Genomic DNA, 16,110 nt, shown 5'->3' with positions numbered 1-16,110 from the left:
CCCACAGCGGTGGGACGCCGCTTGGTCGGGGGCTCCCACGTTCATAGGCCCTTCTTCAGGGCGTGTCCCGGCTCAGCCCAGGCGCTTGACGAGCGCGTGGTACTCGTCCCACAGCTCCTTGGGCGTGTGGTCGCCGTAGGTGTTCAGGTGCTCGGGGACCAGGGCGGCCTCCTCGCGCCAGACCTCCTTGTCGACGGTGAGGAGGAAGTCGACGTCCTCGGCCGGGAGGTCGAGGCCCTCGAGGTCGAGGGATTCCTTGGTCGGCAGGATGCCGATGGGGGTCTCGACGCCCTCGGCGGTGCCGTCGAGGCGGCCGACGATCCACTTCAGGACGCGGCTGTTCTCGCCGAAGCCGGGCCACACGAACTTGCCCGCGTCGTTCTTGCGGAACCAGTTCACGTAGTAGATCTTCGGAAGCTTCTCCTGGTCCTTGTCGGCCGCCACCTTGACCCAGTGGGCCATGTAGTCGCCCATGTTGTAGCCGCAGAACGGCAGCATGGCGAAGGGGTCGCGGCGCAGCTCGCCGACCTTGCCCTCGGCGGCGGCGGTCTTCTCGGAGGCGATGTTCGAGCCGATGAAGACGCCGTGGTTCCAGTCGAAGGACTCGGTGACCAGGGGCACGGCGGAGGCGCGGCGGCCGCCGAAGAGGATCGCGGAGATCGGGACGCCCTTGGGGTCCTCCCACTCGGGGGCGATCGTCGGGCACTGGGCGGCGGGGACGGCGAAGCGGGCGTTGGGGTGGGCCGCCGGGGTGTCGCTCTCCGGGGTCCAGTCGTTGCCCTTCCAGTCGATGAGGTGGGCGGGCGCCTCTTCGGTCATGCCCTCCCACCACACGTCGCCGCCGTCCGGGGTGAGCGCGACGTTGGTGAAGACGGTGTTCGCGTACATCGTCTTCATGGCGTTGGCGTTGGTGTGCTCGCCGGTGCCGGGCGCGACGCCGAAGAAGCCGGCCTCGGGGTTGATCGCGTACAGGCGACCGTCCTCGCCGAAGCGCATCCAGGCGATGTCGTCGCCGATGGTCTCGACGGTCCAGCCGGGGATCGTGGGCTCCAGCATGGCCAGGTTGGTCTTGCCGCAGGCGCTCGGGAACGCGGCGGCGACGTACTTCGCCTCACCCTGCGGCGGGGTGAGCTTGAGGATCAGCATGTGCTCGGCGAGCCAGCCCTCGTCGCGGGCCATGACGGACGCGATGCGCAGGGCGTAGCACTTCTTGCCGAGCAGGGCGTTGCCGCCGTAGCCGGATCCGTAGGACCAGATCTCGCGGGTCTCGGGGAAGTGCGAGATGTACTTGGTGGTGTTGCACGGCCACGGGACGTCCGCCTGGCCCTCTTCCAGGGGGGCGCCGAGGGTGTGGACGGCCTTCACGAAGAAGCCGTCGGAGCCGAGCTCGTCCAGGACGGCCTTGCCCATGCGGGTCATGGTGCGCATCGCGACGGCGACGTAGGCGGAGTCGGTGATCTCGACGCCGATCGCGGAGAGCTCGGAGCCGAGGGGGCCCATGCAGAAGGGGACGACGTACATCGTCCGGCCCTTCATGGAGCCGCGGAAGATGCCCTGGTCACCCGCGAAGACGGCCTTCATCTCGGCCGGGGCCTTCCAGTGGTTGGTCGGGCCCGCGTCCTCCTCCTTCTCGGAGCAGATGAAGGTGCGGTCCTCGACGCGCGCGACGTCGGAGGGGTCGGAGGCGGCGTAGTACGAGTTCGGGCGCTTCGTCTCGTCGAGCTTCTTGAACGTTCCCTTGGCGACGAGCTCCTCGCACAGGCGCTCGTACTCGCCCTCGGAGCCGTCGCACCAGACGACGCGGTCCGGCTGGGTGAGGGCTGCGATCTCGTCCACCCAGGAGATCAGCTCCTGGTGAGTCGTCGGGATGGTGGGAGCCGCGTTGTCGCGCGCCACGATTGCTCCTTGTTGAGGGGTTTGTTTGGTGTAGGCCCCGTGGGGGCTGCGACCCGGACGCTTCGCGCTCCGCTCATCCGGTGTCGACCGCACTCATCTGATCATCCGGTGCGTGTGCGCATATGTCCAGGGGGCCTCTCACGTGAGCATCGCCACGTCCGTCAATCTTCCGTAAAGAGGACCAACGGAAACCTACGGGCCCGTAGGTAGCATGTGGGCCATGACTTCTGACGCCGCCGCCCCGGCCGCAGTCCCGGCCGCCGCCCCGGACGCTCCGGAGGCCAAGCCGCTGATGCGCGGCTGGCTGCACCTCGGGATGTTCCCCGCCGTGGTGGTCGCGGGCCTCGTGCTCATGGCGTTCACCGATTCGACCCGGGCCCGCGTGGCCTGCGGGGTCTACATCCTCACGGCCTGCCTGCTGTTCGGCGTCAGCGCGGTCTACCACCGCGGCACCTGGGGCCCCAGGGGCGAGGCCATCCTGCGGCGGCTCGACCACGCCAACATCTTTCTGATCATCGCGGGGACCTACACCCCGCTGACCGTCCTGCTGCTCCCGCCCTCCACCGGGCGCACACTGCTGTGGGCCGTGTGGCTCGCGGCCGCGGCCGGCATCGCCTTCCGCGTCTTCTGGGTCGGCGCCCCGCGCTGGCTGTACACCCCCTGCTACATAGCCATGGGCTGGGCCGCCGTCTTCTTCCTGCCCGACTTCATGCGCACCGGCGGCATCGCCGTCCTGGTCCTGGTGATCGTCGGCGGCCTGCTCTACAGCGCGGGCGGGGTCATCTACGGCATGAAGCGCCCCAACCCCTCCCCCCGCTTCTTCGGCTTCCACGAGGTCTTCCACTCCCTGACCCTCGCGGCCTTCGTCGCCCACTACGTCGGCATCTCGCTGGCCGCGTACTCGCACTGACGGCGCGCGGCCGCCGGCGTGCTGCCGCGTCAGCGCGCTGCCCGGCCGGATGCGCCGGTGCCCGGCCGCACTTCGCGGCCGGGCACCGGCGCTCCCTGCGCTGTCAGCAGGTGTAGCCGTCCTTGTCCTCGTCCAGGCGCAGCGGGTCGCTGCCGTTGACCTTCATGCGCTTCGGATACTGGTGGGCGGCCAGCCAGTCGCAGCGGGCCTTCGTCGTCTCCTTCACCTCCGCCGGGAAACGGGTCGGCACGCACAGGTTGACCGTTCCGTAGTGGCGGTCGCAGCCCGCCACGCTCGGCGCGACCGGGGCCGAGTCCCGCTTGGACGGGTTCTTCTTGGCGGGGCCCAGCTTGTCGGCGAAGGTGTGCTGGTGCGCCGAGGGCTGCTCCTCGGCGGCGGCCAGGGCCGGGGCCCCGCCCAGGTGCACCCAGGTCGCGATCGACGGGACGCCGTTCGCGTCGACCGCGAAGAGCATGTACCAGCCGGGCGGCGCCAGGTTCGGGTTGCTGGTCACGTTCAGGTCGATGTTGTTCCCGTCCACCGTCATCGGCAGGTCCACGAACCGCTGGTTCGGGTCCGAGGAGTGCGTGACGGCCGCCGGGCGGATCAGCTCCGCCTTGGCGATCGGCCGGTTGACCGTGATCCGCTGCGTGTCCCCGTACACCCACTGCGTGTCGATCACCGAGGTGATCTGCGGGCGCGCGCCCTTGAACAGGTAGGGCGGGGTGTAGATCGACACGTTGTGGTTGTAGGTGCCGTTGCCCGGGTTGTCGCCCACCGACATGACCCGGCCGTCGGGCATCAGGAACGACGCCGAGTGGTAGGTCCGCGGGATCGGGTCGGTCGCCAGTCCCGCCTGGTAGGTGTTGGTGGCGGGATCGAAGAACGAGGCCTCGAAGACGGGGTCGGCCCGGTCGTGCAGCCCGCCGCCGGTCTCCAGCACCTTGCCGTCCGGCAGCAGCACGGCGGATGCGTACATCTTGCCCTCGGCCCCGGTCTGCGGCCGCTTGCCGGTACCGGTGTCCACCAGGCCCAGCGGAATGTCCGGGCCGGCCGTGTAGGCGGGGCTCGGCTTCTTCAGGTCGATGATGTCCGTGATCCGGTTCGCCGCCGGATTGGTCTCGTTGTTGCCGCCGCCGATGGTCAGGACCCGCTGGTCCTGCGCCGGGGGCAGCAGCACGCTCGCCGACTCGTCGCGCTGGTCCTTGTTCCGCAGGCCCGGCACGTCGGTGATGGTGTTGGCGGCGTAGTCGTAGATCGACGCGCCCGTGCCCGGGGTGCCGTTGCCGAAGGTGTGGCTGCCCGAGTAGAAGAGCCGCCCGTCCTGCATGAGGATCATCGACGGGTACAGGCCCCAGTACGACCAGGTCTGGTTGACCTCGTTCATCGGCAGCCACTTGTTCTGCGCCGCCGAGAACTTCTCCGCGGTCACGTTGCCCGTGGAGTCCTCCTTCAGACCGCCGAAGGAGATCACGTCACCGTTGCCCAGGATCGTCGCCGACGGGTACCAGTGCCCGCCGTTCATGTCGTTGGTCTTCGTGTACGTCTCGGTCGCCGGGTCGAAGGTGTACGAGTCCTTCAACCCCTGGTAGCCGACCGTGCCGTCGGCGGACGGGTACCCCTTGTTGCCGCTCATCACCAGCACCCGGCCGTCCGCCAGCTGCACATGGCCCGAGCAGAACATGTCGACCGGTGTCGGGATGGTCTTGAACGACCCGTTCGCCGGGTCGTAGACGGCCGAGGTGAAGGTGCCCGCGTTGAACTGGGCGATGTCGTTGCCCGAGCCCGCGATCAGCAGCACCTTGCCGTTCTTGAGGACCACCGCGTGCATCGAACGCACCGGGTTCTTGGCCGGGATCACCTCCCACTTGCCCTTGGCGCACTCCTCCGCCGTACCCGAACAGGCGGGCTGCGGCGGCACCGCGCCCACCTCCTCCAGCGCGTAGTCGTCGGTGGTGAGCGTGCCCACCCCGTACACCGACAGCCCCCACGCGATCTTGTCGGTGCCCGGCGGAACGGCGGGCGTACGGACCTCCGTGCGCGCCCATCCCGCGCTGACCGGCGGATTCTGCAGATCGGTCCAGTACTGCCAGGCCCCGGTCGCGGCCACGCGGCGGAACACCGTCACCGAGACGTCCGGGGTGTTGGACTTGTACCAGGCGGACAGGTCGTACTGCTTGCCCGGCGCCACGGTCGGAGCGCACGCGGTGTTCTCGGTGACCAGTGCCTTGCGGTCGCCCTCCACCCGGCGGGTGAGGGAGACCTGCATCGCCTTGGTGCCGCTGTGCGCGTCGGGGACGGTCGCATAGGTGAAGTCGTTGTCGCCCCAGCCGGATTTGGACCAGCAGGACGGCATGTCGGCGCCGGGCGCGCCGGCGGTCTCGAAACCGGGATTGGAGAGCAGATTGGGCGGTCCGGCCGTGGCCTGCTGCGGTGCGGTGAGCAGCAGGCCCGCGGTCAGCGCGCCGACGGCCAGCAGGGCGGCACGCCGCCCGGCCCTCCGCCGGATCTTCACACGCATGGAAAGGTTCCCTTCTGTGCGGCTCAGCTCCTGGTGTGACGCCCTGCCTTGCGCGCGGTGCGCGGCAGGTAGACGAGCGCCTCGGTGGCCGCGAAGCGCAGGACGAAGGTGGTGACCAGCGCGAGGGCGGTGGCGGGGAGCACGTCCATGCCGAACTGGGCGACGAACACCGCGATGAGCGGGATCCGCAGCAGCAGGTCGGCGTTGGCGAGCAGCGCGAAGCGGCCGATCCGGTCCGCCCAGTGGCGGTGGCGGCGGCGGTCGCGGAAGAGCAGGGTCTCGATGAGGAGGAAGTTCCACAGGACCCCGGCCTGGTTGGCCACGATCTCGGCCGGGAGGTAGTGCATCCCGGCCCGCGTGAGCAGCCAGAGCGCGGCCAGGTTCGGGACGAAGCCGGAGAGGCCGATCAGGCCGAAGCCGATCAGCCGGGCCAGCGGGGTCGCGGAGCGCAGCGAGGCCAGGTGCGCCAGGAAGCGCATGCCCTCGCGGGCGGTGGACTTCGACTCGCCGGAGTAGCGGTCCTGGAAGACGAAGGGCACCTCGGCGACCTTCGCGGGCCGGCAGCGCACCGCCAGCTCCAGCAGGATCTTGTAGCCCAGCGGTTTGAGGGCCTCGGCGGTGACCACCGAGCGGCGCATCGCGAAGAAGCCGCTCATCGGGTCGCTGATGCCGCGCAGGGCGCGCGGGAAGAGCCCCTTGGTGAGCCAGGTCGCGCCGCGGGACACGGCGATGCGGTAGGTGCCGGCGAGTCCGGCCCGGCTGCCGCCGGTGATGTAGCGGGAGGCTACGACGAGGTCGGCGCCGGTGCGTATCCCCTCTCCGACGAGTTCGGGCACCAGATGGGGCGGGTGCTGGAGGTCGGCGTCCATGACGACGATCCAGTCGGTGTCCGCCCGCCTCACCCCTTCGACGACGGCGCCGCCGAGGCCGCCCTCGGCGACCTCCCGGTGCAGGACGGACACGGGGAAGGAGTGGTCGGCGGCGGCCTTCTCGATGACGGCCGGGGTGTCGTCCGTGGAGTCGTCCACGAACAGCACCTCGCACGGCAGTTGCTCGGGGTCGGGCAGCGCGTCACCGAGCCGGCGCAGCAACTCCACGATGTTGCCCGCCTCGTTGAAGGTCGGGATGATCAGGGTGACGCTGCCGGTCACCGCCTGCGGAAGGGTGAGATCCGGATCGATCGGGGCATGGAGGGACCACAGGTCCTCGCTCATGGTGGCTCAGCTCCCACTCTGGCGGTCGGTGCGGCGGATCTCGATGCGGTCCTCGCCCGAGCCGAAGACGGCGACCACCGTCGAATGCTCCAGCGCGGCCTTCACATTGGGCAGGTCCACCGCGTCGCGGCGGACCGTGGGCGAGGAGACGACGTAGTCGATGTCCCGCCACCCGCGCGGCAGGGTCTTGGTGACGGCCGGGTCGAGGTCCGCCTTGTAGAACCAGATCGCGCCGAGCCCCGGCTCGAACCCGTGGTGCACCGCGTCCAGCCACAGCGCGTCGTCCAGCAGCACGCGGGTGCGCGCCGGATCGTCGACCTCGCTGCCGAGCCAGGCCGCGGCCTGCCGGTACGGGGCGTTCGCGTCGGCGGTGAGCGCCGTGCGGTTGCCGTCGTACCAGCGCGGCAGTACGTACACCGAGGCCGCCGCGGCCAGTACGCCGATCACCGCCCAGCGCGCGTACACCAGCTGCCTGCGCTCCCCCGGCGAGCGGCGGCGGCGCAGCACGGCGTGCGTGACGCTGGCCGCGCCCCCGGCCAGCACGAGGGCGAGGAACGGCACCGCCTGGATCACGTACATCGCCGGGAGGTAGCCGGAGGGCCGCATCGCGACGAGCGCCAGGATGACCGCGGCGAGCGCGGGCCCGGCGAGTGCGCGGGCGGTGACCGACCAGCGCAGGGTGGCCAGCAGCAGGACGGCGCCGGCCAGGCCGCCGAGCGGCAGGACGGTGTCGTAGTACAGCCAGGACCGCAGGACGCCGTTCGAGCCGGAACCGGGGTCGAGGATGAAGCCGGAGCCCTCGCGGCCCATCTGGTAGGTGATCCCGTCGATGAGGGAGACGTGCCCGGAGCCGGGCAGCAGCTCGCCGTTGAGCAGCGCGAACAGCGGGTACGCCAGCCCGATGAGGGTGCAGGCGGTGATGGCTCCGGTGACGGCGAACTTGCGGGTGTCGGGGTGGCTGTGGCGCCACATCGTCACCAGCAGCGCCGGGAGCACCACCAGCATCGTCTCCTTGGTCAGGACGGCGGTGGCGGCCGCCAGCCCGGACGCGAAGTGGTGCCACAGGTGGCGGCTGGGGGACGCGGCGAGGCAGAAGGCCAGCAGGATCCACATGACCGCGAGGTTGTCGAGGAATATCTCCCGCTGGAGCACGACCGAGAGCGGGGAGAGCCCGAAGAGGGCCATCGCCAGCCCGGCCGCCCAGCGCGGCAGCCACAGCCGGCGCGCGAGGACGTAGATCAGCACCGAGCCGGCGGCCGAGACGACCAGCATCGAGAACCGCATCGACGCGACGGTCATCGAATCGGGCACGAAGAGCGAGGGCAGCCAGGTGAGCCCCGCGAGCTGGATCCAGCCGAGCGGCGGGTGGTCGTACCAGTACGTGTAGTGGGCGAGGCCGTCGCCCTGCTGGACCGCCCACGCCTGGGCGAGGTAGGTGCCCTCGTCGTCGCTGAGGGTCGGGAAGGCGGTGATGTTCCAGCCCTGCACGAGGACGATCACGATCAGCAGGGCCCCGCAGAGCAGCAGGTCCGGGCGGGAGGAGCGGAAGCGCACGAGCGGGCGGACGGGCAGCACGGGCGGGCGGGCGCCGGTGCCGCTGCGCCGGCCGGGGACGAGTGGCGCGTCGGCCGGAGCGGTGGCCGTCGCGCCCGGCTGGGGATCAGTGGCCGTGGGCAGAGTGGCGGTCACTGGGGCTTGTCCTCTCGGATCGCGGTGATCGTGGACGTGTGCGTCGTGGCCGTGTGCGTCGTGGACGCGGACGCAGCCGCGGGCGCGGCGGCCGAGGCAGAGGCCGTCACGGCAGCCGCCGCCAGGGACGGGGACTCGGTGAGGTGGGCGCCGGTGTGGCTGGTCAGTTCCCACTCGTTGCGGCCGCGCTGCTCGCGCCAGACCGCACGGATCGCCGCGCCCGCGAGCATCACCTGGTAGAACGGGCCGCCGACGACGAGCTTGACGTAGTGGACGAAGCGGACGCGCAGTCCGTACTGGCGGCCGAAGTCGTGCAGGCCGACGATCTCGAAGACGAACGTCACCATCGCCGTGATCATGGGGAGGAAGGTGATGATCGCGATGCCGACCGGTACGTCGAGGAAGACCGCGACGGCGAAGTTGACCGGGATGATCACCCCGGACGCGGCCTGCAGGAACGGGGTCATCAGCGTGTAGCGGGCGAGCCAGCGCTGCCCGCGGCCGGGCAGCTGCTGCCAGTCCTTCTTGCGGTACACCTGGAGGAAGCCCTGGTTCCAGCGGGTCCGCTGCTTGAGCAGGCTCACCAGGGAGCCGGGCGTCTCCTCCCGGGTGACCATGTCGGAGTCGTACGCGACGACGACCTTCTTGCCGACCGACGAGAGCCGCACCCCCAGGTCGCAGTCCTCGGCGAGGCAGTCCTGGTCCCAGCCGCCGGCCTCGCGGAGCACCTCGGTGCGCACGAAGACCGTGTTGCCGCCCAGCGGGATGAAGCCCTTCTCGGCGTGCAGGTGCAGGCGGGAGCGGAACCAGAAGAAGTACTCCAGGCAGTTGCGCAGGCTGTACCAGCTGGAGTGGAAGTTGATGAGCTGGACCCCGCCCTGGACCACGTCGGCGCCGGTGGAGCGGAAGGCGTGGTCCACGTGGGCGAGCAGCTCGGGGTGGACCTGGTCCTCGGCGTCGAAGACCCCGACGATGTCGCCCCGGCAGGACGGGAGGGCGGTGTTGAGGGCCTTGGGCTTGTTCTTGGTCTCGTGGTGGTCGACGACGACCCGGACCCGGGCCGGTTCCTTCGCGGCGGCGCGCTCGGCGACGGCGGCGGTCTCGGGGTCGTCGTGCCCGACGATCACGATGATCTCGTAGTCGGTGTGGCTCGACTCCAGCAGCCGGTCGATGGTGTGCTCCAGCACCGCCTGCTCGTGGCGGGCGGGCAGCAGCAGCGAGAAGGACAGCCGGCCGCCCCCGTCGGGCCGGTCGAAGCGGGTGGACGCGAGCACCTCCGGCGTCCGCCAGGCGTGCATCTGCCACCAGAGCGTGAAGGCGGCAATCCCGAAGAGTGCCAGCGAAATGACAGAAATGAACACAGAGGTGTACAAATTGTCCCCCACAGACATGCCGCAACCCCCGGCGGCGATCGTCAAACCCCCCGGAGGCTCACGGCGGGCCCCCCGGCCCGCCGCCTCCGCTTCCCCCTTGCGCGCACCCCCCAGTGCGCCATCCCGGTGTCTCTCCGAAACGGTGTCTCTCCGAGACGATGTCTCTCGAACGACCTGAGACTAGATAGTGAACATGACACTCAGGCGCAGTGTAGATAAAAACCGGGTTTCTGAACTGATGTATGACTAACCGGAATTGACGGCACTCCGGGCACTTCAGGGACGAAACGTGCCCAACTGCTCCGCCAACTCGACCGGATCCGTCGTAGGCCGCGCGCAGACGAAATGTCGACAGACATACGCCGTCGGACGGTCGTGCACGAGTGTGCGCTCGGCCAGGAGGGGGAACTCCCCGCCGCTGCCGTCCGCCGCGAGCGGCAGGCCGGTCGCCACGACTGCCCCGGGAGCCGTCCCCAGCAACGCCGTCCGGTGCAGCGCCGCCCGCGCCGGATCCTCCGGATGCCCGACGACCGCCACCTCGCGCGGCCCGTCCAGCAGTGCCTCGGCCACCGCCAGCCCGTGCCCGATGAAGCGCGGAGCGCGCGGCCCCAGGGCGTGTACCACCCCGAGCGCCCGCTCGGCCGCCGTACGGTGGGCCTGCGAACCCGTGTGCGCGGCGTACGAGAGCAACGCGCCGGCAGCTGCCGTCCAGCCCGACGGCGCGGCCGTGTCGGTGGGGTCCTGCGGCCGGCGGATCAGCTTCTCCGCGTCGTGCGCGGTGTCGTACAGCGACCCGTCCTCGGCGGTGAACCGGTCCAGAACCAGGTCGACGAGGAACCCGGCGAATTCCAGCCAGACCCCCTCCCCCGTCACCGAAGCCAGCGCGAGGAACCCCTCGGCCACATCGCCGTAGTCCTCCAACACGCCCGCGTTCGCACCCGCCTGACCGTCCCTGCTGGTCCGCGCCAGCCGGGCCCGGCCGTCCATGTGCACGCGCACCAGCAGATCGGCGGCCTCGGTGGCCCGCTCGATCAGGTCCGGCCGATCGAAGAACGCCCCGCACTCGGCGAGCGCGGCCACGGCGAGCCCGTTCCACGCGGCCACGACCTTGTCGTCCCGCCCGGGCGCGGGCCGCGTCTGGCGCGCCGCGAACAGCCGCGCCCGGATCGACGCGATCCGCTCGGCGTCGGCCGCCGGACCGTCCTGGGGCAGCTGGAGGACCGACTTCCCGTGCTCGAAGGTGCCTTCCTCGGTCACCCCGAAGTACCCGACGGCCAGCTCCCCGTCCTCCTCTCCGAGCACCTCCCGCAGCTCCGCGGGGGTCCAGGCGTAGTACGCGCCCTCCACGTGCTTGCCGCTGAGCGGGTCCTCGCTGTCGGCGTCGAGCGCGGAGGCGAAGCCGCCCTGGTCGGTGCGCAGCTCCCGCACCATGAAGTCGGCCGTCTCCAGCGCGACCCGGCGCGCGAGGTCCACGAGCTCATCGGCGGCTCCGTCGCGGGGGATGGCCCGCCACAGGTGGGCGTAGACGCGGCAGAGCAGCGCATTGTCGTACAGCATCTTCTCGAAGTGCGGCACGACCCACTCCCGGTCCACGGAGTACCGGGCGAACCCGCCGCCGAGCTGGTCGTAGATCCCGCCCCGGGCCATGGCCCCGCACGTGTCGGCGGCCATCTGCAGCGCCCCCTCGGACCCGGTCCGGGCGTGGTGGCGCAGCAGGAACTCCAGCACCATCGACGGCGGGAACTTCGGAGCCCCGCCGAATCCGCCGCGCGTGGCGTCGTACTCGCGCGTCAGCCCGAGCAGCGCCTGCGCGAGCTCCTCGGGGCCGGGCGTGCCGGCCTTCCCGTAGTCCAACTTCCGGCCGGCCAGGTCCCGTACGATCCGCCGCGCCACGTCCGCCACTTCCTCGGGCCGCCCCACCCAGGCGGTCCGCACGCCTTCGAGGACCTGCATGAAGGAGGGCATCCCGTGCCGGGGCTCGGGCGGGAAGTAGGTCCCGAAGTAGAACGGCTCGGCGTCCGGCGTCAGGAAGACCGTCATCGGCCAGCCGCCCTGCCCGGTGGCGGCCTGCACGGCCTCCATGTAGACGGCGTCGACGTCGGGGCGCTCCTCGCGGTCCACCTTGATGTTGACGAAGTGCTCGTTCATGTAGGCGGCGGCCAGCTCGTCCTCGAAGGACTCGTGCGCCATCACATGGCACCAGTGGCAGCTCGAATAGCCGACGCTGAGCATGACGGGCACGCCCCGCTCCCGCGCCTCAGCGAATGCCTCCGGCGACCACGGCCACCAGTCCACGGGGTTGTCGGCGTGCTGGAGCAGATACGGCGAGGTCTCGTTCTCGAGGCGGTTCGGCATGGGGACATCCTGCCGCAAGAGATCAGATCAGCGCCGAAGGAGCGGGGACAGGTCGCCGGTCCAGGTGTCGCGGGTACGGGTCCAGGTGGCGGTGCAGCCGGCGCGGGACGGGGTGGCGAGGTCGGGGTGGCGGGTGGGGGCCGCGCCGAGGACCGCGCAGCGGTGGGACTCCGCGCGGACGGCGTCCGGGGCGTGCTCGTCGGCCGGGTCGGGGTCCGGGTCGGCCGCGGCGGCCAGGTCGTAGGCGCGGGCGGCGGTCAGGAGGACCTGCTCGCCGTCGGGCCGGCCGCGCAGGAGCATCACCTGGGCGAAGCGGTCGGCGGCGTCCTCCTCGGCACGGTCGTCGCCGGGCCGCAGGTCCAGCGCGTCCACCAGGGCGTGGCCGGCCTCGTGGTACAGCGTCTCCCGGACCACCTCGGCGAGCCGTTCGTCCGGCCGGGGGTCCCCCGCCCGCTCGAACAGCGCGCGCTCCTCGGCCAGGTCGTCGTAGCAGAGCTCGATGCGGCGCTGCGCCGGGTCGTAGCCGGTGCCCTCGCCGGAGCAGGAGCGGGCGGCGACGGTGACGCGGTGCGGGAGCGCGACATAGCCGTTGAGGTCGGCGAGGGCGGACTCGGCGCTCTTCCAGGCCTTCAGGAGACGGGCGTCCTGCCCGTCGGCCGCGGCCGGCCGCTCGTAGCGCAGGACGAACCCCCGGTCGGGGAGCGCCTCCTCGCATCCGCCCGCCCCCCACACGAGCAGGGCCCCCGCCGCGCATCCGGCCAGGACCACGGCCGCTCGCCGCACCGCGGTCACCCGCCGCTCCTTCGTACCGTCATCCGAGCAACTCCCTCTGAACTAGCTCAGATTCTCTCCCGCTCGCGCGCGTCCCGACGGACACTTGGGGCACGTTGCCGGAGCTCTCCGAGGGGGATGCGGATGCGGGACAGCCAACGCAGTGAGGCCGAGCGGCTGTTGGAGCGGGCCGTGGAGGAGGAGGCGCGGCGGGCGGCGGGTGCGCCGGTGGACAAGGCGGCGCTGCTGGCCCGGGCCCGGGAGGCGCTGGACGCGCTCGCCGCGAGCGCGGCTCCGGAGTACGAGGCGTACGTACGGGCCCTGGACGAGGCGGCGGCCGGCGAGCAGTCGCTCGGCGAGGCCTTCAAGCGCGGCAGCACCTCAACCGCCTTGCTGATCACGGCGGTTGCGGCAGCGGCGGCCGTCGGGGCGGACCTGGCGCTCGGCGTGGCGGCCGGTACGGCGCTGACCGCGGGGGCGGTGACGGGTGTCGCGGGGGCGGTCGCGACCGTGGCGAAGGTGACGGCCCTGCACCTGCCGGCGGCGAACCGGCGGGCCGGGGAACGCGGCCGTCCGGGCGGGCCCGAGCAGCTGAAGCTGCAGTGGCTGTCGGCCCTGGAGGTACGCGGCATACGGCCCTTCCTGGAGCAGCAGCGCGCCGTGACGGCGGCCGCGCGGACACCCCGTACGGCACCCCGGGCCACTCCGCAGCTGCGCGGCACGGACCGCAGTGCGGAGGCGCGGCGGCGCAACGCCCTGGAGCAGTCCTTCGGGCAGCTTCCGCAGCCGGCCGGGCTGTTCGCGGGCCGCAAGGCGGAGCTGACGCGGATCGCCCAGTGGGTGCAGGCGGCCCGCGCCAGCACGGAGACCCGCCCGGTCGTGGTGGTGCTGCACGGGGAGCCCGGGGTGGGCCGGACGGCTCTGGCGCTGCGGGCGGCGCACGGGCTGCGGGACCAGTTCCGCGGCGCGTGCGTGGTGGACCTGCGGGGCGGCTCGCCGCAGGGCGAGGCGCCGCTGTCCACGCGGGAGGCGCTGCTGCACCTGCTGAACCGGCTGGGCGCACCGCGCGAGCAGCTGCTGTTCCGGGACGGGGCTTCGGCGGAGCAGCAGGTGCGGCGGCTGGGCGAGCTGTACCACCAGCACCTCCAGGGCCTGCCGGTGACGGTGGTGCTGGACGACGCGGTGGACGCGGCGCAGGTACGGGCGCTGGTGCCGGAGCGGTCGGAGAGTCTGGTGCTGGTGACGGCGCGGGAGCCGCTGGAGCTGCCCGCGGACCTGGCGGCGTGGGTGCACCAGCTGCCGGTGGAGCCGCTGGCCGACGCGGACGCCGTGGAGCTGGTACGGGCGGCCGCCGCGCCCCGGGACGCGGACGCGGCCGCCGTGGTGGAGCGCGGCGGCGGGCTCCCGCTGGCGCTGCGGATGCTCACGCCGCTGGCCCGCGAGGGCCTGGTGCCCGGCGCGGGGCCGGGCCACCCGGTGGAGCTGGCGCTGCGGGCCGCCGATGCCCGCCTCGACGGACCGGCCCGGCTGCTGCTGCGGCGGCTGCCGCTGGCCGGGCGGGCCTCGCTCGGCGGTGCGGCCGCGGCCGCGCTGGCCGACGTACCCGAGCAGGCGGCCCTGCGGGCGCTGGAGGAGCTGTACGAGGCGGGGCTGATCGAGCGGGTGCGGGGCCAGCGGTTCCGGATGCACGACGCGGTGCGCGCGTACGGGGCGGAGCGGCTGCAGACGCAGGAGGACCGGGCGGAGGCGGCGGCCGCGCACGAGCGGCTGATCCGCGTGTACGCGGAGCTGGCGGACTCGGTGATCCGGATGGTCGACGGGAAGATGTCGACGCGCGCCCACACGCTGGGAAAGGGCCCGGTCGGCGTGCACGGCTTCGCCTCGCTGGACGCGGCCCTGCGCTGGCTGGACGACGAGTCGAGCTTCATCACGGCGGCGCTGCGGCACTCGGAGGGCGTGGACCAGCAGGCGGTGCTGGACCTGCTGGGCGCGCTGTGCGACTTCTGCCTGCTGCGCGGGGACCTGTACCGCCTCGGTGAGATCAACGAGCTGACGCAGGCGGTGGAGGCCGGCCCGCAGGGGCGGCTGGTGCGGTCGGTGCAGTGGCGCACCGGTATCGCGGCTCGGCAGCTGGGCGAGCTGGACAAGGCCCGCACGACGCTGACCTCGGTGGTGGACCAGTACAAGGAGGCGCAGCAGGAGGCGGGGGCGGGCATGGCCCTGATCTCGCTGGGCATCACCTTGCACCACCAGGGCAGTCTTCCGGAGGCCGCGGCCCGCATCCGGGAGGCGCTGGTGCTCCAGGAGTCGCCGGAGCTGGCGGGCGACCGCGCGTGGGGTCTGCACGCGCTGGCGGCCGTGGAGCGGGACCGGGCGCACCTGGCGGAGGCGATGGCGCTGCTGGAGCGGTCCCTGGAGCTGCACCGGGAGAGCGAGAGCGTGCACGGCGAGGCGTGGGCGCACTTCCAGCTGGGCCAGGTGTTCCTGCGGCTGGGGGACGTGAAGCGGGCGGAGGCGGAGCTGAGGCTCGCCCTGGACCTGTACGGGCGCACGCGCGACGACCGCGGTGAGGCGTGGGCGCTGACCCAGCTGGGCCGGGCCCGGGTGGTGGACGGGGATCCGGGGCCGGCCCTGGAGCGGCTGCGGGATGCGCTGGCCCGGCACCGGGAGGCGGAGGACGCCCGCGGGGAGGCGTGGACGCTGTACTACCTCGGGCAGGCGCTGGAGGAGGGCGGCGAGCGCGATCAGGCGGTCCGGGAGCTGGAGCGGGCCCGGACGATGTTCTCGCGGATGCGGGACGTGTACGGGCTGGCGCACGCGCGGCACCACTCGGGCCGGGTGACGCGCGACCAGCGGGCGGCGCAGACGGGGAACCTGAGGAACTCCGGCTTCGCGCGGCAGCTGCTGGTGGACGCGCGGGCGGACTTCCGGCGGATCGGGCTGGCGCACGGCGAGGCGTGGACCTGCCTGGAGCTGGCGGTGGTGGACGCGGGCAACGCCAAGGTGTCGCAGGCGCTGGGCCTGTGCGAGGAGGCGGTGCGGCTGTTCATCTCGTACGGGGACCGGCGCGGGGAGGACTGGGCGCGGTTCCTGCGGTGCACGATGCTGCCGTACGCCGATTTCGCGGCCCTCGGGGGGCCGGCGGCGCAGGAGGAGGCGCGGGCCGAGCTGGACCGGCTGTCCGGGGCGCCGCATCCGGCGCGGGACGGGCGGCTGGAGGACTGCCTGGAGACGTACGCGGTGATCCTGGCCCGCGGGGTGGACCCGGCGGAGGACTGGCAGGCGTGGCGGCTCGGCCTGGTGCCGAACCTCCACTCGCGGGAGATCATGGGCGTCCCGCTGACGTGACGCCCGCGGCGCCGGCGTGCCCGCGCGCGGGCG

The 16,110-nt window shown here is 72.2% G+C and carries 9 protein-coding genes; 2 read left to right on the top strand and 7 right to left on the bottom strand.

Going from position 1 to position 16,110, the window contains the following annotated elements; all coding sequences use genetic code 11:
• Positions 1 to 72: 72 nt before the first annotated feature.
• Positions 73 to 1,896, bottom strand: a complete 1,824-nt coding sequence (locus ACIPUC_RS27935) for a phosphoenolpyruvate carboxykinase (GTP) (protein ID WP_446592990.1) — start codon at positions 1,894 to 1,896, stop codon at positions 73 to 75.
• A 220-nt stretch (positions 1,897 to 2,116) separates the two neighbouring features.
• On the opposite strand from ACIPUC_RS27935, the gene trhA reads away from it, so the two are divergent.
• The gene (gene trhA / locus ACIPUC_RS27930) at positions 2,117 to 2,806 is read left to right on the top strand and encodes a PAQR family membrane homeostasis protein TrhA (RefSeq protein ID WP_446592989.1); all 690 of its coding nucleotides are present in this window, start codon (positions 2,117 to 2,119) and stop codon (positions 2,804 to 2,806) included.
• 103 nt (positions 2,807 to 2,909) lie between these two features.
• On the opposite strand, the gene ACIPUC_RS27925 is transcribed toward trhA, so the two are convergent.
• The 6 genes from ACIPUC_RS27925 to ACIPUC_RS27900 form a co-directional block, all read right to left on the bottom strand.
• Positions 2,910 to 5,327 carry a galactose oxidase-like domain-containing protein gene (locus ACIPUC_RS27925; protein ID WP_446592988.1) on the bottom strand — a complete coding sequence of 806 codons (2,418 nt, stop codon included), beginning with the start codon at positions 5,325 to 5,327 and terminating at the stop codon, positions 2,910 to 2,912.
• A gap of 23 nt (positions 5,328 to 5,350) precedes the next feature.
• Positions 5,351 to 6,541 carry a glycosyltransferase gene (locus ACIPUC_RS27920; protein ID WP_446592987.1) on the bottom strand — a complete coding sequence of 397 codons (1,191 nt, stop codon included), beginning with the start codon at positions 6,539 to 6,541 and terminating at the stop codon, positions 5,351 to 5,353.
• A 6-nt stretch (positions 6,542 to 6,547) separates the two neighbouring features.
• Entirely contained in the window at positions 6,548 to 8,230 is a 1,683-nt protein-coding gene (locus tag ACIPUC_RS27915) for an ArnT family glycosyltransferase (protein ID WP_446592985.1), read from the bottom strand.
• On the bottom strand, positions 8,227 to 9,603 hold the full coding sequence (locus ACIPUC_RS27910; protein WP_446592983.1) for a glycosyltransferase: 1,377 nt from the start codon (positions 9,601 to 9,603) through the stop codon (positions 8,227 to 8,229). Before ACIPUC_RS27910 ends, ACIPUC_RS27915 begins: the two co-directional genes overlap by 4 nt.
• 276 nt (positions 9,604 to 9,879) lie before the next feature.
• Positions 9,880 to 11,958 carry a thioredoxin domain-containing protein gene (locus ACIPUC_RS27905; protein ID WP_446592981.1) on the bottom strand — a complete coding sequence of 693 codons (2,079 nt, stop codon included), beginning with the start codon at positions 11,956 to 11,958 and terminating at the stop codon, positions 9,880 to 9,882.
• 27 nt (positions 11,959 to 11,985) lie between these two features.
• Positions 11,986 to 12,750, bottom strand: coding sequence for a DUF4344 domain-containing metallopeptidase (locus tag ACIPUC_RS27900; protein WP_446592980.1), 765 nt, complete (start codon positions 12,748 to 12,750; stop codon positions 11,986 to 11,988).
• A 123-nt stretch (positions 12,751 to 12,873) separates the two neighbouring features.
• Here ACIPUC_RS27900 and ACIPUC_RS27895 point away from each other — a divergent pair, with 123 nt between their 5' ends.
• Positions 12,874 to 16,077 carry a tetratricopeptide repeat protein gene (locus tag ACIPUC_RS27895; RefSeq protein WP_446592979.1) on the top strand — a complete coding sequence of 1,068 codons (3,204 nt, stop codon included), beginning with the start codon at positions 12,874 to 12,876 and terminating at the stop codon, positions 16,075 to 16,077.
• Positions 16,078 to 16,110: the final 33 nt, after the last annotated feature.

The sequence above is a fragment of the Streptomyces sp. LARHCF249 genome (genome assembly GCF_052871255.1).
Note: the sequence above shows the minus strand (reverse complement) of the source record. Positions and strands in the feature narration are given on the sequence as shown.